Below are 19,220 nucleotides of genomic sequence, written 5' to 3' on the forward strand. Positions count from 1 at the left end.
ATGCCGCGGTTACTTTGCCGGACAGGCACCGATCCGTTCGTGCTTGGCGGTGAAGCTCATCGTCCCCTCACCCGCACCGTCGAATTCCATCGCCATGCTGGCGGTAAGGTCAGCGCTGGTCGCGGTGGTCGTGCCGGTCATTTCCATGCGGACGTTGCGGCCTTCCGATTTGCAGACCATCACCGCATCGAGTTTCCCGCCCGTCAGCGCGAAGCGTTCATAGGTGCATTCGCCGTTCTGGCCCTGCTTGACCATTTCCTCGAAGCCCTTGTCGACCTCCTCCTGCGTCAGGCAGTCCTCGGTGGTGGTGGTGAGCCCCGCGCCGTGGCCCTCCATTTCGGGCGGCATGCCGGGAATGTTCAGCCCGGTCATGGTGACGGTGGTCTTGTAGAGGCCCGGTTCCGGCTTGAGGCCCTCCGCTTCGGCCTTGTTGGCCGCTTCCTTGACGGTAACCTCGCCATTCCCGTCGGCGTCGGCATTCCCGCCCGAACAGCCTGCGAGCAATGCAGCACCGGCGGCCGCGATGATGGTGATGCGCTTCATGTCCTCGTCTCCTGATCGGTTTCGCGATCATAACCCTGTTTGCGGCAAAGCGTGCCATGAAAAGCGCGCAAGTCACCGCGGGCCGCCTTGCACGTCCATGCTTTGTTCCCCATACATAGGCCATGGCCGAACTCGTGATCCGCAGGGGACTGGACGAGCCCGAAACGGGCGCGGACTTCACCCCGCACCGCCCTACGCGTCCCGACAAGTCGATGGGCGGCATTCCGTTCAAGCTCGTCTCGGAATACGAACCGGCGGGCGACCAGCCGACCGCGATTGCGGAACTGACGCAAAGCGCGCTGGCGGGCGAGAAGACGCAGGTGCTGCTCGGCGTCACCGGCTCGGGCAAGACCTTCACCATGGCCAAGGTTATCGAGACCTTGCAGCGCCCCGCCCTGATCCTTGCCCCCAACAAGATTCTGGCCGCGCAGCTTTACGGGGAGTTCAAGAGCTTCTTCCCCGAAAACGCGGTCGAGTATTTCGTCAGCTACTACGACTACTACCAGCCCGAAGCCTACGTGCCGCGCTCCGATACCTATATCGAGAAAGAGTCGAGCGTGAACGAGGCGATCGACCGGATGCGCCATTCGGCCACCCGCGCGCTGCTGGAGCGTGACGATGTGATCATCGTCGCCTCGGTCTCGTGCCTTTACGGGATCGGATCGGTCGAGACCTATTCGGCGATGATCTTCGATATCAAGGTGGGCGAGGTCGTCGACCAGCGTGAATTGATCCGCAAACTCGTCGCGCTGCAATACAAGCGCAACGACGCCGCCTTCACGCGCGGCTGCTTCAGGGTGCGCGGCGACAGCCTGGAAATCTTCCCCTCGCACTATGAAGACATGGCGTGGCGCGTCAGCTTCTTCGGTGACGAGATCGAGGGGATCAGCGAATTCGACCCGCTGACCGGCACCAAGGGGGCCGCGCTGGAGAAGGTGCGGGTCTATGCCAATTCGCACTACGTCACGCCGGGGCCGACGATGAAGCAGGCGGCGGCGGCCATCAAGTTCGAGCTGGAAGAACGGCTCAAGGAACTGGAGGCAGAGGGCAAGCTGCTGGAACGCCAGCGGCTCGAACAGCGCACCCATTTCGACCTTGAGATGATCGCCGCGACCGGATCATGCGCCGGCATCGAAAACTACTCGCGCTTCCTCACGGGCCGCCTCCCGGGCGAACCGCCGCCGACGCTGTTCGAATACCTGCCCGAAAATGCGCTGCTGTTCGTTGATGAAAGCCACCAGACCGTGCCGCAGATCGGCGCGATGGCCAAGGGTGACCACCGCCGCAAGCTGACGTTGGCCGAATACGGCTTCCGCCTGCCGAGCTGCATCGACAATCGTCCGCTCAGGTTCAACGAGTGGGACGCGATGCGCCCGCAGACCTTTGCGGTCTCGGCGACGCCGGGCCATTGGGAAATGGACCAGACCGGCGGCGTCTTCGCCGAACAGGTGATCCGCCCCACCGGCCTGATCGACCCCCCGGTCGAGATCCGCCCGGTCGAGGATCAGGTGCAGGACTGCATCGTCGAATGCAAGGCAACCGCCGCCAAGGGCTACCGCACGCTTGTCACCACGCTCACCAAGCGCATGGCCGAAGACCTCACCGAATTCATGCACGAAGCCGGCGTGCGGGTGCGTTACATGCACTCGGACGTGGAAACGCTCGAACGTATCGAGCTGATCCGCGACCTGCGCCTCGGCGTGTACGACGTGCTGGTCGGCATCAACCTTCTGCGCGAAGGCCTCGACATTCCCGAATGCGGGCTGGTGACGATCCTCGACGCCGACAAGGAAGGCTTTCTGCGCAGCGAAACCTCGCTGATCCAGACCATTGGCCGCGCCGCGCGCAACGTCGATGGCCGCGTGATCCTCTATGCCGACCGCATCACCGGCAGCATGGAACGCGCGCTCGCCGAAACCGACCGCCGCCGATCCAAGCAGGAGGCTTACAACACCGAGCACGGCATCACGCCAACCACGATCAAGCGCAACATCCACGATATCGTCGCGCATTCGGCGGCGCAGGATTCTGTGCTGGTCGACACCGGCGATCCGGAGCGCAACAACCTCGTCGGGCATAACCTGCGCAGCTACATCGAAGACCTCGAAAAGCGGATGCGCAACGCGGCAGCGAACCTCGAGTTCGAGGAAGCGGGCAGATTGCGCGACGAGATCCGGCGACTGGAAGCGGATGAACTCGGCATCCCCGACGGCGAAAAACGCGCGCCGATCGTCGGGCGGAGCAACGAGGGCAAGCCGGGGACGCGCAAGACCCGCTTCGGCAAGACGCGTTACAAGAAGATGGGTGGGAAGCCTTAGCCCCGCCCCTTGAATGGCCCGCGCAACCCTGCCAACCCTCACCGGCATGAACGCCCGATTCCTTGCCGCGCTGGCCGCTGCCAGCACTCTCGCCCTCACCGTCCCCACCCTTGCGCAGGACGAACCCAAGTCCGACGCTGCGGCCAAGCCCGCGCCCACCCCGCAGGTGCGCACCCGCGATCTGGCGGGCACGTTCGGCGGGCAGCGCATCACCTACCGCGCGACCATCGGCGATACGATCCTGACCGACGATGCGGGCAAGGCCGAGGCGGTGATTGTTACCACCTCGTACATCAAAACCCCCGCTGACCCGACGCGCCCGGTGTTCTTCATCTATAATGGCGGGCCGGGTTCGGGCTCCGTCTGGTTGCAGATGGGCGCTTTCGGGCCCAAGCGCGTCGCGATCCCTTCTGACGCGCGTGATGATGGCGCGCCCCCCTATCCGCTGCTCGACAACCCCGACAGCCTGCTCGACGTCGCAGACCTTGTGTTCATCGATCCGCCGGGCACCGGCTTCAGCCACCTGACACAGGGGACCGATCCCAAGAAATACTACGGTCTTCGTCAAGATGGCCGCGCCGTTGCCAAGGTGATCCGTCGCTGGATCAACGATAATGGCCGCTGGAACAGCCCCAAGTTCCTCGGCGGAGAAAGCTACGGCACCACCCGCACCGCGATGGTCGCCGACGAGCTGGAAGGCGGCACTTATAACGACGTCGGCCTCAACGGGCTGATCCTGATTTCGACGATCCTCGATTTCGGCGTGGAGGACACCACACCGGGCAACGAGATGGCCTATGTCGTTACCCTGCCCAACATGGCGGCTGCCGCTTTTTACCACGGCAAGGTCAAGGCGGAGTCGGTCGAGGCGATCAGCGAGGAGGCCCGCCGCTTTGCCATCGGTCCTTTCGCCACCGCGCTGCTCAAGGGGCAGGACCTGCCCGCCGAAGAACGCGCCGCGGTGCGCAAGGAACTCTCGCGACTCACCGGCCTGTCCGAAACCTATCTCGATGCCGCCAATCTGCGTGTCACCGACCAGCGCTTCTACAAGGAGCTGCTGCGCGACCGGGGCCAGACCATCGGCAGGCTCGACGCGCGCTACACCGGCACTGATTACGACAGCGCGGGCGAGACGCCAGACAATGACCCCAGCTTCTACGGCATTGATGCGGGCTACACCGCCGGGATCAACAGCTGGGCGCGCGATACGCTGGGTTACCGGACCGACCGCGAATATCAGTCGATCGGGCGCGAACCCGGGCGCAATTGGGACTGGAGCCTCGACGGGTCGTTCCGCGGTGCCTATCTCAACGTCGCGCCGCTGATCGGGCAGGCGATGCGCCAGAATTCGCAGCTGCGCCTGTTCAACGCGCAAGGCTATTATGATTTTGCCACGCCCTTCTTCGGCGCGGAATATTCGCTGAAGCGGCCGGGCATTCCGCAGGACCGGATCACGTGGAAATATTACGACGCGGGCCACATGATGTATATCCGCGACGAGGACCGGGCGAAGCTTTCGGCCGATATCCGCGACTTCATCCGCGCCCGATGAGACCCACGCGTGTGCGCCTAGGCGCGTTGCTGGCAGGGCTCGCGCTCTGCGCCGGACTGGCAGGATGCAAGCCGCCGCCGACCGATGCGGCCGTGGCGCGGGTTTCGCTGGATGCGCCCACGCGCGGGCCTTCCGCGCCGATCCCCTCGCCCGACACCACCGGCGCGGTCTGGGCGAGCACGGCTAATCCGCTGCGGCTGGTTTACGGCATTCCCGGCCAGCCGGTGTTGCTGGCAATCGAGTGTCTCTCCCCCGCCACGCCCGAAGCCAAGCTGCGGATCACCCGCCACGCCCCGGCTGACGAGGGTGCATCTGCGTTGCTGGCGCTGATCGGCAATGGCTGGATCGGACGCTTCCCGGTCGATGCGACAGAGATTGCGGGCAAATCTTTCTGGCAGGGCGATGTGCCTGCGGGCCAGCGCGAATGGACCGCGCTGAAGCCCGAACGCGAGGCGACCGTGACGGTGCCGGGCGCGGGGCTGGTGCGGCTCAATCCGAGCCCGCTGCCGATGGCGCTGGTCGAAGCGTGCCGTGGTGAACCGCCGAAGTTGCCGCCGGTCGAGACCGTGCAGTTTACGCCGGAGCTGTCACCGATCCCCTGAGGCCTGCGCCTCAAGCAGGTCTGGGGTGAGCACCTGCGGCAATTGCTGCGGCGCTGACGCTCCCGGCGCGTACCATAGGTAGAGCGGCACGCCCGCTGCGCCTTGCTGCGTCAGGAACTGCGTGATCGCCTCGTCGCGCTTCGTCCAATCGCCCACGATCGTTATCACGCCCGCCTTCTCGAAGGCATCGCGCACGCTCTCGCGCTCGATGGCGGCGGCCTCGTTGACCTTGCAGGTGACACACCAGTCAGCGGTGAACCACACGAACACCGGCTTGCCGGACGCGCGCGCCTTGGCAAGCGTATCGGGGGTGAAGCTTTGCGGCTTGTGGATGCTCGCCTTCGGAGCGCTCGCTTTGCTTTCATAGACCGAAGGCAGCGCGATCAGGGCAAAGGCGAGGAACGGCGCGGCGACAAGGCCGAAGGCGGGCCAGGCCATCTTGCCCCCGCGTTGCAGCTTGCCCACCACAAACAGCGCCAGCACCACGCCCGCAACCAGCACCAGCGCGATCAGGCCGAAGGGCTTGCCCCCCAGTTGTACCGTCAGCCACAGCAGCGCGAGCGCGGTCAGCGCCATGGGCACCGCCATGATCCGCCGGAACCGCTCCATCCAAGCGCCGGGCTTGGGCAGCATCCGCCGCAAGGGCGGCACGAAGCCCAGAGCAAGGAACGGCAGCGCCAGCCCCAGCCCCAGCAACGCGAACAGCAGCAGCGCCTGCGGGATCGGCAGCAGCAAGGCCGCGCCCAGCGCCGCCGCCATGAACGGGCCGGTGCAGGGCGTCGCCACAAACGCCGCCAGCAATCCGGTGGCGAAGGCGCCGGTGCGCTCGCCCCCCATGCTCATCGAGATCGTCGGCAGCTCGAACAGTCCGGCAAAGTTGGCGGTGATCGCGGCGGCCAGCACCAGCAATGCAACCACGACGCCGGGTTCTTGCAGTTGGAAGGCCCAGCCGACTTGCTCCCCCGCCGCCCGCAGCGCCAGCAGCAGCGCGCCAAGTGCGAGGCAGGCGACGACGACGCCCGCCGTATAGGCCAGCCCCTCGGCGCGCGCACGGCTCTCGCTTTCGCCTGCGCGGGCCAGCGCGATGGCTTTCAGGCTGAGGATCGGGAAGACGCAGGGCATGATGTTGAGCAGCAATCCGCCCACCAGCGCGCCGAGGATCAGCGTCCACAGCGGCGGCGCGGGCGCGTTCTGCGCTCCGGCGACGATGTCCCCGCCCTTGGGCACCGCACCCAGCGCCGCGGTAAAGCGCACCCCGCCCCCGTCACCAAAGGCGAGGATCCCGGACAGAGACTTGGCCTTGCCCGTGCCATAGGGGTCGAGCGGAATCTCGGCCACCAGCACATCGCCGACCCGGCGGAAAGTCTGCGGCGCGGCATAGGCAACCAGCCGCTCGTTGCCGATGAACACGTGCGGATCGCTGAGGCCCATGCCCACCGGAAGCGGGATGGCGATGCGCAAAGTCTTGCCGGTGATCGCAAACCGCGCCTTGGCATCGAGCAGCGGCGCGACCTCGGCCCGCCACCGCGCAAAATCGCCGCCCGGTTTCGCCTCGAGCAACGCATCCTGCGGGACGCAGATCTGGTCGGTGCAGGCGAGGTATTCGATATGACCCTTCACCGCGCCTGCGGCAAAGCCTTTGACGCTCGGCCCCGGGGTGACCGGCACCAGCACGGTATAGGGGCCTTCGTAGATATGGTTCATCAGCCCGCTGATGGTGAGCCGCTTGGGCACTGGATAGCGCGCCTCGCCCACTTCCCAATCGGGCGGCAGGTCGAGCGTCAGCCGCATCCCCTGCCCCGCATCGCCGGGGTTCGACCAATAGCCGTGCCATTCGGGCGCGCTGGGTGTGAAGCGCAGCGCGAGCAGCCATTCCTTGCCCTCGGCAGGCGCGCCCTCGGCATGGAGTTCGACCGCGATATTCTCATCGCCGAACTGCGCCTTGCGCGGCCCAGCCTCCTGCCCGAACGCAGGCAGCGCCAGCACCAGACTTGCGGCAAGCGCAAGCACCCATGCAGCGAATTGTCGGGTGAGCGAAGGGAAGATTCTTGCGTGACGCACGGATAGAGCTCTAGGCATGACGGGATAGTTTCGCAATCGGAGCGGCCAAGGTGACAGCGACTTCAGACAATACGCAGGAACCCCGCGATCTGGTGATCCTGGGCGGCGGCCTCGTCGGCATGACGCTGGCGCTGGCGGCGGCGAAGAAGGGCATGTCGAGCCACGTGATCGACCGCGCCGATCCGGCCGAGCTGACCGCAGAAGGCTTTGACGACCGCGCCACCGCGATCTCGACCGCGAGCTGGCACCTGTTCGAGAATATCGGGATTGCCGAGGGGCTGGAGCAGTTCGCCTGCGACATCGCGGCCATCGCGGTGACCGACCAGAACAAGCCCGGACGGCTCGATTTCGTCCCCGGCGAGGGCGGCGGCACCTTGGGCCGGATGTTCCCCAACCGCCGCTTGCGCCTCGCGCTGTTCGAGGCGGCCGCGCGCGAGCCGCTCATCAACTGGGTCGCCAAGGCTCATGTGACCGAGCGGCAGCGCAGCGAATATGGCGTCGCCGCCGTGCTGGCAGACGGGCAGAAGCTGAAAGGCCGGTTGATGGTCGCCGCCGAGGGCCGCCAGTCGCCCACCCGCGACGCGGCGGGCATTTCGATCGCCAAGTGGGATTACAAGCACCGCGCGATCATCGCCGGGCTGACCCACGAAAAGCCGCACGGGAACGTCGCGTGGGAAATCTTCTACCCGGCAGGCCCCTTCGCGCTGCTGCCTCTGAACGATGATGCCGATGGCACGCACCGTTCCTCGCTGGTGTGGACCGTGTCCGAAGCGGACGGCGCAGGCGTGATGAAGCTGGGCGACCGCGCCTTCCTCGCCGAGGTGGAAAAGCGCATGGGCGGCGTGCTGGGCAAGGTGAAGACCGTCGGCCACCGCTCAAGCTGGCCGCTGGGCTTCCACCACACTGCCAAGATCACGTCCGAACGCCTCGCGCTGATCGGCGATTCGGCGCACGGCATTCACCCGATTGCGGGTCAGGGCCTTAACCTCGGCCTGCGGGATGTGGGCGCGCTGGTCGAAGTGCTGGCAGACGGTGCGCGGCTCGGCCTCGATCCGGGCGATCCGGAACTGCTCAAGCGTTACGAGACCTGGCGCGGGCTCGACAGCTTCATGGTGGCGCTGGCGACCGACGGGCTGACGCGGCTGTTTGGCGTTCCGGGGAAGGCTGCATCGGCGGTTCGGCGGCTCGGCATGGCCGCAGTGCAGCGCACCCCGATGCTCAAGAGCTTCTTCATGGACGAAGCGCGGGGCGTTTCGGGCGACCTGCCGGAAATCCTCAGGGCCTGATCAGCGGGCTCAACTGCCGCACCGGATTGCCCGCCCCGTCACGCAAGCCGCGCTGGTCGAGCACGGCGGCGGTTTCGATCACCTCCAGCGCGTCCATCGCCTTCTTGTAACGTTCGGCATCCTTGATCCAGGCCTCGGCCTTGGCCGCGCCGGGCATGCCCTTCACCTCGTCGATTGCCGCCTGATAGCGGCCCTGCTCCAGCGCCCAGCGCGCACGGTCGAGCCTGCGCTGCGGCTCGGGCGAAGGGGTGCTTTCGCGGCGGAACACGAACAGCTGCTTCATCTCGCGCTTGAAGGCACCCCACGACGGGCCCTCGCCGCTTTCGCGCAGCTGCGGGGCGAGGCCTTCAAGCCGCGCGACGAGGCTGTCGAGCCGGATCGGATTGCGCGAAAATTCGATGATGTTTCCCACCGCATTGGGCCACTGGTCGCCAAACCGCAGCCGCAATTGATCGGACAGATAGCCAAGCTCGGCCCCGCGTTCGACAGCGCGGCGGGTGGCAAAGGCGATCAGCAGGCTCTCGGCGCGGGCGGCATTGCCGGCGGCGGCCTGCGCCTGAAGATCAAGCTGGGTGAGCCGCTGCTCGGCTGCAGCGAGACGCTGGTCAAGCCCGCCCTGCTGTTCGGCCACACGCTCGACCGCCTGCTCGGCCTCCTTGGCAGCGGCAAGCGGCGTCGGGCTGGCGGTGAGCGCAGGCTTGGGCTCTGCGCCCGCACCCGCATCGGCCACGACTCCCTGACGCGGTGCAGGGTCGCTGCCGGGCCCGACATATTGCCATACCGCCCAGCCCACCAGCGCCCCGCCCGCGAGAAATGCGAGCAAAACGGCAAGCAGAAGCGCCCGGCCCGATCCGGGCTTGCGGGCGCTATCTTGCAGCGATGGTCCCGGTTGCGATGCCATCTGTATCCGTTCTTGCGACCATGTTTTTTGCGTCTCCGACGCCGTAGTTACGGCTGCCGGGGCGATGAGTGGGGAATGGAGCGCGGCTGGCTGCACAAGTCAAATGCCAATTGCAACAGTGCAGCCTCGTCAGGGCGTGCGGCGGTGTGAACCGCGCGCCATCCTGACGCCGCGGCATCGGCAATGCGCGGGCCGAGCGCGGCGAGCGTGATGTGTTCCCGCGCAAGGCCCAGCCGGTCGCATTCGGCGGCAAAATGGCTCGCGGTGGCGGCGGAATGGAGCAGCACCAGCGCATCCCCCTGCGCCAGCAGTTGAGCCACCGGATCGAGCGGAAGCATCACGCTGCGATAGGCGATCACCTCGGCAAAAGTCACGCCGGGCGGCGGGGTGAGCGGCACGTGCTCCTCGCCAGCGATGCGCAGCAGGTGGCAAGGCCCGGCAATGGCATCGAGCACGCCTTGAAGTCCCCCGCTGCCGGTCATGGCAACGGTGAACCCCGCAGCGCGCGCGGCCGCAGCCGTCGCCTCGCCCACGGCATAAACGGGCTTGCCGGTCAGCAGCGCGAGATTGTCGCCGCCGTGCAGGATCGCGTTGGCGCTGCCGATCAGCAGGCCGTCAATTGCCGCCACATCAGGGCAAACCCAATCAAGCGCACGGATTTCGGACAATGCCTGCCCCGTGATGTCGAGGCCCAGCGCGCGGGCTTTGTCCAGCGTCGCGGTCAGCCCCGGCTCCGGGCGCAGCGCGAGCAGGCGGAAGCTCATCCGCCCTTGTGGATATCGGAAGCGCGGAAATGCGCGGCGATGGCAGGCGTGGCGCGGGCCAGCAGGTCGGCAGCCAGCGCCTTCACCGGTGCATGGTCGCCAGGTGCGAAGGTTGCAGTGCCTTCAATCCGTTCTGCCCCGTCCGGGCTGAACAGCGCGGCACGCATGGCGAGTTCGCCCTCTGCCAATTCGCACAGCACCGCGACAGGCGAGTGGCAGGTGCCGCCCAGTTCGGCGAGCAGCGCACGCTCTGCCTCCAACTCGGCGCGGGTCGGCGCGTGATCGATGGCGGCAAGCAGCGCGGTGGTTGTGGCATCATCGGCGCGGCATTCGATCGCGATCACGCCCTGCGCGGCGGCGGGGATCCATTCGTCCGAACCCAGCGGCACGCCGACTTCGGTCTGGTCCAGCCGCTCAAGCCCGGCGGCGGCAAGGAAGGTCACTTCCGCCTCGCCCGCTGCCAGCTTGGACAGCCGCGTCGCCACGTTCCCGCGGAAGGTCACGACCTTGCAATCGGGCCGCAGGTTGAGAAGCTGCGCGGCACGGCGCGGCGCACTGGTGCCGACGACCGCACCTTGCGGGATGGCGGCAATGCTGGCTGCGCCCACCAGACTGTCACGCCGGTCGGCGCGCGGCAGGAAGGCCGGGAAGTGGAATTCACGCGGGCGGATCGTCTCGACATCCTTGGCCGAATGCACCGAGAGGTCAATCCGGCCTTCGCCGAGCCATTGATCCAGTTCCTTGGTCCACAGCGCCTTGCCGCCGATTTCCGACAAAGGCCGGTCGAGCACCTTGTCGCCGCTCGCCAGCACGGGGACGAGTTCGATCTCGTCCTCGCTCCAGCCGTGGGCGGCGCACAGGCGCGCGCGGGTTTCGACCGCCTGTGCCATTGCCAAGGGAGAATTGCGGGTGCCGAGGCGAAGTCTCGGGCTCGTTGAGGATGCTTCTGTCATAGCCGCGCTTGCTCTAGCCTCCACAGGCACTAGATGGAAGCCGGATGGGATCGGTCACGCACACCTCTGAAACGCCGCTCGTTCTCGGGATCGAATCGAGCTGCGACGAAACCGCCGTTGCGCTTGTGCGCGGCGACCGCGTGATCGTGGCGCAGGCCATCGCCAGTCAGGAAGCCGAACACGCGCCCTATGGGGGCGTCGTCCCCGAAATCGCCGCACGCGCCCATGCCGAGCGGTTGGCGCCGATGCTCGAAAAGGTGATGACCGAAGCGTGCGTGGCGCTGGATGATGTCGACGCGATTGCCGCAACCGCCGGGCCGGGACTGATCGGCGGCGTGATGGTCGGCCTCGTAACCGCCAAGGCGCTGGCAATGGCGGCGGACAAGCCGCTGCTGGCGATCAATCACCTTGAAGGCCATGCGCTCTCCCCGCGGTTGGCGGATGACGGGCTGGAATTTCCCTATCTGCTGCTGCTCGTTTCCGGCGGGCATTGCCAGATCCTTGCCGTCGAAGGCGTCGGCCAATACCGCCGCCTCGCCACGACCATTGACGACGCACTGGGCGAGGCTTTTGACAAGACCGCCAAGATTCTCGGGCTCGGTTACCCCGGCGGACCTGCTGTGGAGCGGCTGGCGCTGGAGGGCGATCCCAAGGCCGTGCCGCTACCGCGTCCCCTGAAGGGATCGGGCGAACCGCACTTCTCTTTCGCCGGGCTGAAAAGCGCGGTGCTGCGGGCCTCTGACAGCGGCGCGCACAGCAATGCGGACATCTGTGCCAGCTTCCAGCAAGCCGCCGTCGATTGCCTGATCGACAGGCTCCAGCGCGCGATGGACACCGCAGGCCCCTTCCCGGCATTGGTGGTTGCCGGGGGCGTGGCCGCGAACAAGACTGTGCGCGCGGCGCTTGAAGCACTTGCCGCCAGGCACGCAATGCGCTTCACCGCACCGCCGCTGGCGCTGTGCACCGACAATGCAGCGATGATCGCCTGGGCGGGATGCGAGCGGCTCGCGCTTGGCGGCGAATTTGCCGCTGGCGACCCGCTCGATTTCATGGCGCGCCCGCGCTGGCCGCTCGACATGAGCGCCGAGGCGGTCCGCGGTGCGGGGGTGAAAGCATGAGCCAAGCGGAAACCATCGGCGTGATCGGCGCTGGCGCGTGGGGGACAGCGCTGGCGCAGATGCTCGCCAGCGACGGGCGCGATGTGGTGCTGTGGGCTTACGAGCCGGAAGTGGTCGCCGCCATCAATGCCGATCATCGCAACCCGCTCTACCTCCCCTCTGCCGCCCTCGCCCCGACGATCCGCGCGACGGGTGATCTGACCGATCTGGCTGCGATCGACACAGTGCTGGTCGTCACACCCGCGCAGGTGCTGGGCAAGGTGCTTTCCGGCCTCGCCACGCCGCCGCGCGATCTGGTGCTGTGTTCCAAGGGGATCGAGGCGGGGACCGGCAAGCTGATGAACGATGTCGCGCGCGAAGCCTCGCCGCACAGCGCCATCGCCGTGCTGTCGGGGCCGACTTTCGCGCATGAGGTCGCCGCTGGCCTGCCCACCGCCGTCACGCTGGCGTGCGGCGGCGGACGTGTGCAGTGGGAACGGCTTGCCCCCGCCCTCGCGCGGCCTGCCTTCCGGCCCTATTATTCCGACGATGTCACCGGCGCGGAAATCGGCGGCGCGGTCAAGAATGTGCTCGCGATTGCCTGCGGCGTGGTTGACGGTCTTGCGCTGGGCCAGAACGCCCGCGCGGCGCTGATCGCGCGCGGCTATGCCGAGATGCTACGGTTTGGCGAGGCGCTCGGCGCGCGGGCCGAGACACTCGCCGGTCTGTGCGGTCTGGGTGATCTGGTGCTGACCTGCTCCAGCACCTCCAGCCGCAATTTCTCGCTCGGCAAGGCGCTCGGCGAAGGGGCCAGCGCCGCCGACCTGATGGCGGACCGGCGCACCGTCGCCGAAGGCGCCTTCACCGCCCCGGTTCTTGCCGATCTTGCCGAAAAGCGCGGCGTGCCGATGCCGATCGTCGCCGCGGTCGATGCAATCCTGAAGGGCGAGGACGCGCGCCACGCCGTTGCCGCGCTGCTGGCCCGCCCGCTCAAGGCCGAACGCGACCGGCCCGAGGGTGCGGGCGCATGACCGCCCCCGCCGCCGACTCGACCGACGACATCGCCCGGCTGGCCAAGGGCGGGCGGACGAACACGATGGGCTTCGCCGTCCGGTTGATCGCGCGTATCCCTTTCCTCGTCATCGCCACCCGCCTTTACGGGGCCGAGGCGCTGGGCCGCTTCGCCTCGGCACTGGTGCTGATCGAGATTATCGCGCTGATCTGTTCGCTGGGGGAAAAGCGCGGACTGGCGCAGCGCCTGTCCGAAGGTGCGGGGCAGGACCGGGCTGCGGAAACCAACCTCGTCTATGACGGCTTGTTGCTGGCGCTCGGCTTTTCCACCGCCGCGGCGTTGTTACTGCTGAACTTCCCCGACCCGATGTTCCCGAACGGGATGAACAGCCAAACGGATATCTGGCTGGTCGCTGCCATCCCCGCCTTCGCCGTCACCGAGATCCTGCTCGCCGCGCAGGCCTATCGCTTCGACATCGCCACCATGGTTCGGGCGCGGGCGATCGTCGAGCCGTGGACAATCTCGATTTGCGCCGGGGTGTTCTTCTTCATCCCCGCGACCCGCGACGGCGGCCTTGCGCTGGCCTTCATCACCTCGATCTATGCCGGATTGCTGACCGCCTTGTGGCCGTTCCTGCGCGGATATGGCCTTCCCAAAGGCTGGAACCCCCAGGGCCGCGCGCTGCTCGCCATGTCTTCGCGCGCCTTCCCGCTGGTGGGGGCCGACGCGATCGAACGCGGCACACGGCTGCTCGATATCTTCATCCTCGGCCTGCTTGCGCCCCCGCAGGCGGTCGGCATCTATTACGCCGCGCAGCAGATCGCATCGCTGCCGCAGAAGCTGAAAACCAGTTTCGAACCGATCCTCTCGCCGGTCATCACCAAGAACCTGCGGATCGGCAACATGGGCGCGATTGCCGCGCAGGTGCAGCAGGTGGGGTTCTGGATCATCGCCGTGCAGCTCGGCATCGCATTGGTGCTGGGCGTGCCGGGCGAGGCTGTGATGGGGCTGTGGGGGCCGGACTATGTCGCGGGCACCGCTGCGCTTGCCTTCCTCCTCGCCGCCGAGGTCGCCGCATCGATGGCGGTCGTCTCCGAGAGCGTGCTTGTCTACATCGCCCGCAAGCGCAACCTTGCCATATCGGTCGGGATCATCGCGCTTCAGGCAGGGCTGACCATAGGACTCATCAAGGGCGCCGAACGTATCGGGTTTGGCGAAGGCTTCGAGACGGCCAGCGCGGCGGGCGCGCTGCTGATCGCGCTGTCGGTGTCCAGCCTGGTCAAGGCGCTGCTGCTCAAGCACCTGCTCAAGGCGCCGGTCAGCAACTGGCGCTGGGCGCTGGTCTATGCCGCCGCACCGGCGGTGGTGGTCGGATACGCCTTCACATGGACGCCCGAGTGGATCGAACTGGTGTTCGGCATCCCCGCGATCCTTGGCACCTATGCTTTCACCATCTGGCGGCGCGGTTTCGACGATGGCGACAAGGTGCTGTTCCGCAAGCAGGTTGTCCCCGATCCGGTGGCCGACCTGCCCTAGAGCAAAAGCAACCTGCACTTGGGCGAAGCGGGGCGAGGCTGCTAGAGGGCACGAAACCATTCCGATTCTTGCCGGAGAGACACGCATGATTGCCGCCGATCTGACCTCCTATCTTCCGCTGATCCTGCTTGGTCTGGTTGCGCTGGTGCTGGCCATCTGGCTGTTCACGCGCGCCAGCCGCAAGGCCCGCGTGATCGATGAAGATGGCACCGCGCCTGCCATCGGCCGTGACGTGCTGGACGAAGGCGCCGCGCCTGCCGCCCGCAATCAGGCGCTGATCGATGCCCCGCGCGGGATCGAGATCATTCAGGGTGCCACCTCTGCCGCAGCCAACTCGCAGGCTGTCGCCGCATCGCCGCTCGGCACAGATGATGAAGCCGGCCCCGAAACCGCCCCGGTTGTGACCACCCCGGCGCCCGGCGCAGGCGATGATCTGACCCGCATCAAGGGCCTCGGCCCCAAGATCGCGTCCTTGCTGGGAGAGTTCGGCATCAATTCCTTTGCGCAGATCGCTGCCATGACTCCGGATGAAGTCGAACGCCTCGACGCAAAGCTCGGCCGCTTTTCAGGGCGCATTACCCGTGACCAGTGGGTCGAACAGTCCAAGTTGTTGGCCGCAGGCGATGAAAACGGCTTTGCTGCACAATTCGGCAAGAACGGATAGAATTCTCGCAAGCTTGACGTCCAATCCGTGTTACAGTCCCGCTCGTGGGATTCGATAAGACGGGAGAATACCGATGGCTTTGCGAATCCTTGTGGCCGAAGACGAGTACATTACCGCCTTCGATCTGTGCGACACATTCGAGGAAGCGGGCTACGAGGTTGAAGGACCGCATGCCGGAATTTCCTCCGCGATGCTCGCCTGCCAGAAGGAAAAACCCGATCTTGCGCTGCTCGATATCGAGCTGGCCGACGGGCTGACCTATGAACTGGCGCAGAAGCTGATCGACGACAATGTGCCGGTGATCCTCCATTCCGAACCGGCCAACGCAGGCGCGGTCGCGGCGCGCTTTCCGGGCGCGACGATGCTGGCCAAGCCCTGCCCGCCCGCGCAATTGCTGGATGCCGTCAGCCGGGTGCTGATGCCGGCCTGAGGGGCTAATGCAGCCGCGTTTCAAAAACCCACACTTCTCCGCGGGTCAGGCCCGGGGAGAAGTGGAGGACAAGATCGATCCGCACGACCCTGAAAGGCGCACCCCCTTGCCCCTCAATGCCAAGCCTGCGAAGGCAAGCGCATGAGCACGATGAAACTCTACGGCTATTTTCGCTCCTCGACGTCCTACCGCCTTCGCATCGCCCTCAATCTCAAGGGCCTCGCTTTCGAGAATGTGCCGGTTGATCTGCGCACCGGCGCAAACAAGGACGCGGCATTCACCAGCCGCAATCCCTTCGGCTCTCTGCCCATGCTGGAAGCCGGTGGGCGCGACCGGGCGCAGTCGATGGCGCTGCTCGAATGGCTGGACGAGGCCTATCCCGAACCTGCGTTTCTGCCCCGCGATATCGAGGCGCGCTACACGGTGCGCGAGCTGGCCTATGCCATCGCGACCGAGATCCACGCGGTCAACAATCTGCCGGTGCTGAAATACCTCAAGGACCCGCTCGGCCATTCGCAGGACGAGATTGACGTCTGGTATCGCACCTGGCTGGCACGCACATTGGACCCAGTCGAGGCGCGTCTGGCGCAGCTTGGCGCGGGCGATTTCCTGCACGGCGATGCCCCCGGCTTTTTCGAGATCGTGTTGATCCCGCAGCTCGCGAATGCGCGGCGGTTCGATTACGATCTGACCGCCAGCCCGCACATGACCCGTATCGAGGCCGCCTGCCTCGCGCTGCCCGCTTTCGCAGCGGCGCATCCCGATAACCAGATCGACGCAACATAGAACAACGTCTTGGGAGGACACCGCAAATGAAACTCGCAACCCTGAACGACGGCACGCGCGATGGCAGGCTGGTGGTGGTCAGCAAGGATCTGACGCGCTGCTCGGCGGCGGGCTATATCGCGCCGACGCTGCAAGCCGCTCTCGACGATTGGGACCGCATCGCGCCGGAGCTGGAACTGCTCGCCCGCGATGTCGAGCATGAAACCGTGCCGTGCGAACGCTTCCACGAACGGCAAGCCCATTCCCCCCTTCCGCGCGCTTACCAGTGGGCCGATGGCAGCGCTTACATCAACCATGTCGAACTGGTCCGGCAGGCGCGCGGTGCGGCGGTGCCCGAAAGCTTTTACCACGACCCGCTGATGTATCAGGGCGGATCGGACAGCTTCCTGCGCCCGCGCGAGGATATCCCCTTGGGCGATGCCGCATGGGGCTGCGACATGGAGGGCGAGATCGCCTGCATCACCGGCGATGTGCCGATGGGCGTTTCGGCGGAAGACGCGGCGGGGCACATCAAGCTGCTGATGCTGGTCAATGACGTGTCCCTGCGCGGGTTGATCCCCGCAGAGCTGGAAAAGGGCTTCGGCTTCTTCCAGTCCAAGCCCGCGAGCGCCTTCTCCCCGGTGGCAGTGACGCCGGACGAGCTCGGGGATGCGTGGGCCGACGCGCTTATCCACTTGCCGCTGATGGTGGACCTCAACGGCCAGCCTTTCGGACGGGCCAATGCGGGCAAGGATGCGACCTTCAATCTCGCGCAGCTGGTGGCGCATGCGGCCAAGACCCGCAATCTGGGTGCGGGCACGGTGATCGGCACCGGCACGGTTTCGAACAAGGGCAAGGATGGCGGCCCCGGAACGCCGGTGGCCGAGGGCGGCGCAGGCTATTCCTGCATTGCCGAAATCCGCATGATCGAAACGATCCGCGATGGCGCACCCAAAACGCCGTTCATGCAGGCCGGTGACACGGTGCGGATCGAAATGCGCGATACGCACAACCATTCGATCTTCGGGGCGATCGAGCAGCACGTCGTGGCGCTCTAGACCCTTGTTTGACCCCGTCTAGACCCCACCTAGACCCCCGTTAGCGCGCTTTTGCGGCAATGTTTCGCGTGAAACATTGCCGCCCGTCCCGATGCCGAGGAACTCACTGATGATTGCCTATCCGACCCTCAAACTGTTCATCAACGGCAGCTGGATCGAGAATGGTGAGGCCGGGACAATGCCGGTGGTGAACCCCGCCACCGGAGCGGTGATCGGCCAATGCCCCAAGGCCTCCCCCGCCCAGCTCGATGCTGCGCTGAAGGCGGCAGACGATGCCTTCCCGGCATGGAGCCGCACCTCGGGCGCGGAACGACACGCCATCCTGCGCCGCGCCGCCGATCTGCTGCGCGAGCGGGCTCCGGAGATTGCGCGGGTCATCACCGCAGAGATGGGCAAGCCCCGGGCGCAGGCCTTGGGCGAGATTACCGGCTCATGCGATGTGATTGAATTTCTTGGTGAAGAGGCCAAGCGCCGGGGTGGCCGGCTGATCCCGACCCGCGGCAATCAGCTTATCGCGCAAATGGTGACGCATGAACCCATCGGCCCGGCGATCCTGCTCACGCCATGGAATTTCCCGGTCAATCTGCCCGCCAAGAAAATCGCCGGCGCGCTGGCGGCAGGCTGCACCGCGATTTTCAAGCCCGCCGAAAACACTCCGGCCTCCGCGCAATTGCTGGTCGCATGCTTCGTCGATGCAGGGGTGCCCGCAGGCGTGCTCAACCTCGTCCACGGCGATCCGGGCCCGATTGCCGAGCACCTGATCGTCTCGCCCGTCACCCGCAAGGTGAGCTTCACCGGATCGACCGCCATCGGCAAACAGCTCGGCGCGCTGGCGGCAACCCATATGAAGCGCTTCGCCCCCGAACTTGGCGGCCATGCACCTGTAATCGTGAGCAAACATGCCGATGTGGACCGCGCCGTGGCGATGTGCGCGGCGACCAAGTTCCGCAATGCAGGCCAGGTCTGCGTCTCGCCCACCCGCTTCCTTGTGGCCAGGGAAATCTACGACACCTTCGTCGCCGAATTTGCGGCACGGGCGGGCAAGCTCAAGGTCGGTGATCCGGGCGTGGATGAAAGCGTCGACATGGGTCCTTTGGCCCACGGCCGCCGGATTTCCGCGATGGAACAGGTGGTTGCCGACGCGGGAGGAAACCGCGGCGAGGTTGTTGCAGGCGGATCGGCCATCGCGGGCAGCGGGTTCTTCTTCCAGCCGACCGTCATCGCCAACCCCTCATCCGACAGCCGCTTCATGACCGAGGAACCCTTCGGCCCGATCGCCGGGATCGTGCCCTTCGAGCATATCGAGGACGCGGTGCGGATCGCCAACGGGCTGCGCTACGGCTTGGCCGCCTATGCCTTCTCGGGCGATCTTGATGAGGCGCACTACCTCGGCAAGAGCCTGCGCGCGGGGATGGTGGGGATCAACCAGTTGATCGTGTCATCGCCCGAAACCCCGTTCGGCGGGATCGGCGATAGCGGCTTCGGATCGGAAGGCGGCGAAGAAGGCTATCTCGCCTTCACCGATACCAAGCTCGTCATGCTGGCCAAGGCCGGCGGCTGACAATCAGGCGATGAAGCTGGCGAGGCGCGACAGCAGCGTCTGATGACCTTGCATCGGCTGAAGGCGCCCATATCTGGCCCGACGCGAATGTTCGTCATTCAGACACACAGTGCGGCG

Annotated in this window: 17 protein-coding genes; 12 read left to right on the top strand and 5 right to left on the bottom strand. The window is 66.2% G+C overall.

Going from position 1 to position 19,220, the window contains the following annotated elements:
- Positions 1-9: 9 nt before the first annotated feature.
- Entirely contained in the window at positions 10-543 is a 534-nt protein-coding gene (locus KVF90_RS14750; protein ID WP_264392326.1) for a DUF3617 domain-containing protein, read from the bottom strand.
- Positions 544-665: 122 nt separating this feature from the next.
- Here KVF90_RS14750 and uvrB point away from each other — a divergent pair, with 122 nt between their 5' ends.
- Genes uvrB through KVF90_RS14765 form a run of 3 tightly spaced genes read left to right on the top strand, consistent with a single transcriptional unit; the run spans position 666 to position 5,015 of the window.
- On the top strand, positions 666-2,861 hold the full coding sequence (gene uvrB, locus KVF90_RS14755) for an excinuclease ABC subunit UvrB (RefSeq protein ID WP_264392327.1): 2,196 nt from the start codon (positions 666-668) through the stop codon (positions 2,859-2,861).
- A gap of 46 nt (positions 2,862-2,907) precedes the next feature.
- Entirely contained in the window at positions 2,908-4,413 is a 1,506-nt protein-coding gene (locus KVF90_RS14760) for a S10 family peptidase (protein ID WP_413677034.1), read from the top strand.
- On the top strand, positions 4,410-5,015 hold the full coding sequence (locus KVF90_RS14765) for a hypothetical protein (protein WP_264392329.1): 606 nt from the start codon (positions 4,410-4,412) through the stop codon (positions 5,013-5,015). The genes KVF90_RS14760 and KVF90_RS14765 overlap by 4 nt, the downstream gene beginning before the upstream one ends.
- On the opposite strand, the gene KVF90_RS14770 is transcribed toward KVF90_RS14765, so the two are convergent.
- Positions 5,001-7,076, bottom strand: a complete 2,076-nt coding sequence (locus tag KVF90_RS14770) for a protein-disulfide reductase DsbD family protein (RefSeq protein ID WP_264392330.1) — start codon at positions 7,074-7,076, stop codon at positions 5,001-5,003. The genes KVF90_RS14765 and KVF90_RS14770 overlap by 15 nt on opposite strands.
- Positions 7,077-7,126: 50 nt before the next feature.
- Between KVF90_RS14770 and KVF90_RS14775 the strand changes: the two genes are divergently transcribed.
- Positions 7,127-8,362 carry a UbiH/UbiF/VisC/COQ6 family ubiquinone biosynthesis hydroxylase gene (locus KVF90_RS14775; RefSeq protein ID WP_264392331.1) on the top strand — a complete coding sequence of 412 codons (1,236 nt, stop codon included), beginning with the start codon at positions 7,127-7,129 and terminating at the stop codon, positions 8,360-8,362.
- Here the strand turns inward: KVF90_RS14775 and KVF90_RS14780 are convergent.
- Genes KVF90_RS14780 through hemC form a run of 3 tightly spaced genes read right to left on the bottom strand, consistent with a single transcriptional unit; the run spans position 8,352 to position 10,980 of the window.
- Positions 8,352-9,263, bottom strand: coding sequence for a hypothetical protein (locus KVF90_RS14780; RefSeq protein WP_264392332.1), 912 nt, complete (start codon positions 9,261-9,263; stop codon positions 8,352-8,354). The two genes, KVF90_RS14775 and KVF90_RS14780, sit on opposite strands and share 11 nt — an antisense overlap.
- A 47-nt stretch (positions 9,264-9,310) precedes the next feature.
- Entirely contained in the window at positions 9,311-10,027 is a 717-nt protein-coding gene (locus tag KVF90_RS14785; protein ID WP_264392333.1) for a uroporphyrinogen-III synthase, read from the bottom strand.
- Entirely contained in the window at positions 10,024-10,980 is a 957-nt protein-coding gene (gene hemC, locus KVF90_RS14790; protein WP_264392334.1) for a hydroxymethylbilane synthase, read from the bottom strand. Before hemC ends, KVF90_RS14785 begins: the two co-directional genes overlap by 4 nt.
- A 44-nt stretch (positions 10,981-11,024) precedes the next feature.
- Here hemC and tsaD point away from each other — a divergent pair, with 44 nt between their 5' ends.
- From tsaD to KVF90_RS14830, 8 genes are all read left to right on the top strand, one after another.
- Positions 11,025-12,098: a tRNA (adenosine(37)-N6)-threonylcarbamoyltransferase complex transferase subunit TsaD gene (tsaD, locus tag KVF90_RS14795; protein WP_264392335.1), complete on the top strand. Its 1,074-nt coding sequence runs from the start codon at positions 11,025-11,027 to the stop codon at positions 12,096-12,098.
- The gene (locus tag KVF90_RS14800) at positions 12,095-13,108 is read left to right on the top strand and encodes an NAD(P)H-dependent glycerol-3-phosphate dehydrogenase (protein WP_264392336.1); all 1,014 of its coding nucleotides are present in this window, start codon (positions 12,095-12,097) and stop codon (positions 13,106-13,108) included. The genes tsaD and KVF90_RS14800 overlap by 4 nt, the downstream gene beginning before the upstream one ends.
- The gene (locus KVF90_RS14805) at positions 13,105-14,625 is read left to right on the top strand and encodes a lipopolysaccharide biosynthesis protein (protein ID WP_264392337.1); all 1,521 of its coding nucleotides are present in this window, start codon (positions 13,105-13,107) and stop codon (positions 14,623-14,625) included. Before KVF90_RS14800 ends, KVF90_RS14805 begins: the two co-directional genes overlap by 4 nt.
- An 85-nt stretch (positions 14,626-14,710) precedes the next feature.
- Positions 14,711-15,289, top strand: coding sequence for a hypothetical protein (locus KVF90_RS14810; protein ID WP_264392338.1), 579 nt, complete (start codon positions 14,711-14,713; stop codon positions 15,287-15,289).
- Positions 15,290-15,362: 73 nt separating this feature from the next.
- Positions 15,363-15,719, top strand: a complete 357-nt coding sequence (locus KVF90_RS14815) for a response regulator (protein WP_264392339.1) — start codon at positions 15,363-15,365, stop codon at positions 15,717-15,719.
- A 150-nt stretch (positions 15,720-15,869) separates the two neighbouring features.
- Positions 15,870-16,505, top strand: coding sequence for a maleylacetoacetate isomerase (gene maiA / locus KVF90_RS14820; protein WP_264394534.1), 636 nt, complete (start codon positions 15,870-15,872; stop codon positions 16,503-16,505).
- A gap of 26 nt (positions 16,506-16,531) precedes the next feature.
- Entirely contained in the window at positions 16,532-17,542 is a 1,011-nt protein-coding gene (locus KVF90_RS14825) for a fumarylacetoacetate hydrolase family protein (protein WP_264392340.1), read from the top strand.
- Positions 17,543-17,651: 109 nt separating this feature from the next.
- Positions 17,652-19,103, top strand: coding sequence for an NAD-dependent succinate-semialdehyde dehydrogenase (locus KVF90_RS14830; protein WP_264392341.1), 1,452 nt, complete (start codon positions 17,652-17,654; stop codon positions 19,101-19,103).
- The last annotated feature ends 117 nt before the right edge of the window (positions 19,104-19,220 follow it).

Source organism: Porphyrobacter sp. ULC335, assembly GCF_025917005.1.
GTDB lineage: Bacteria > Pseudomonadota > Alphaproteobacteria > Sphingomonadales > Sphingomonadaceae > Erythrobacter.

Coding starts and splice junctions, on each gene's coding strand:
- KVF90_RS14750 (WP_264392326.1), bottom strand. CDS start 543: ATGAAGCGCATCACCATCATCGCGGCCGCCGGTGCTGCATTGCTCGCA.
- uvrB (WP_264392327.1), top strand. CDS start 666: ATGGCCGAACTCGTGATCCGCAGGGGACTGGACGAGCCCGAAACGGGC.
- KVF90_RS14760 (WP_413677034.1), top strand. CDS start 2,908: ATGAACGCCCGATTCCTTGCCGCGCTGGCCGCTGCCAGCACTCTCGCC.
- KVF90_RS14765 (WP_264392329.1), top strand. CDS start 4,410: ATGAGACCCACGCGTGTGCGCCTAGGCGCGTTGCTGGCAGGGCTCGCG.
- KVF90_RS14780 (WP_264392332.1), bottom strand. CDS start 9,263: ATGGCATCGCAACCGGGACCATCGCTGCAAGATAGCGCCCGCAAGCCC.
- KVF90_RS14785 (WP_264392333.1), bottom strand. CDS start 10,027: ATGAGCTTCCGCCTGCTCGCGCTGCGCCCGGAGCCGGGGCTGACCGCG.
- hemC (WP_264392334.1), bottom strand. CDS start 10,980: ATGACAGAAGCATCCTCAACGAGCCCGAGACTTCGCCTCGGCACCCGC.
- tsaD (WP_264392335.1), top strand. CDS start 11,025: ATGGGATCGGTCACGCACACCTCTGAAACGCCGCTCGTTCTCGGGATC.
- KVF90_RS14800 (WP_264392336.1), top strand. CDS start 12,095: ATGAGCCAAGCGGAAACCATCGGCGTGATCGGCGCTGGCGCGTGGGGG.
- KVF90_RS14805 (WP_264392337.1), top strand. CDS start 13,105: ATGACCGCCCCCGCCGCCGACTCGACCGACGACATCGCCCGGCTGGCC.
- KVF90_RS14810 (WP_264392338.1), top strand. CDS start 14,711: ATGATTGCCGCCGATCTGACCTCCTATCTTCCGCTGATCCTGCTTGGT.
- KVF90_RS14815 (WP_264392339.1), top strand. CDS start 15,363: ATGGCTTTGCGAATCCTTGTGGCCGAAGACGAGTACATTACCGCCTTC.
- maiA (WP_264394534.1), top strand. CDS start 15,870: ATGAAACTCTACGGCTATTTTCGCTCCTCGACGTCCTACCGCCTTCGC.
- KVF90_RS14825 (WP_264392340.1), top strand. CDS start 16,532: ATGAAACTCGCAACCCTGAACGACGGCACGCGCGATGGCAGGCTGGTG.
- KVF90_RS14830 (WP_264392341.1), top strand. CDS start 17,652: ATGATTGCCTATCCGACCCTCAAACTGTTCATCAACGGCAGCTGGATC.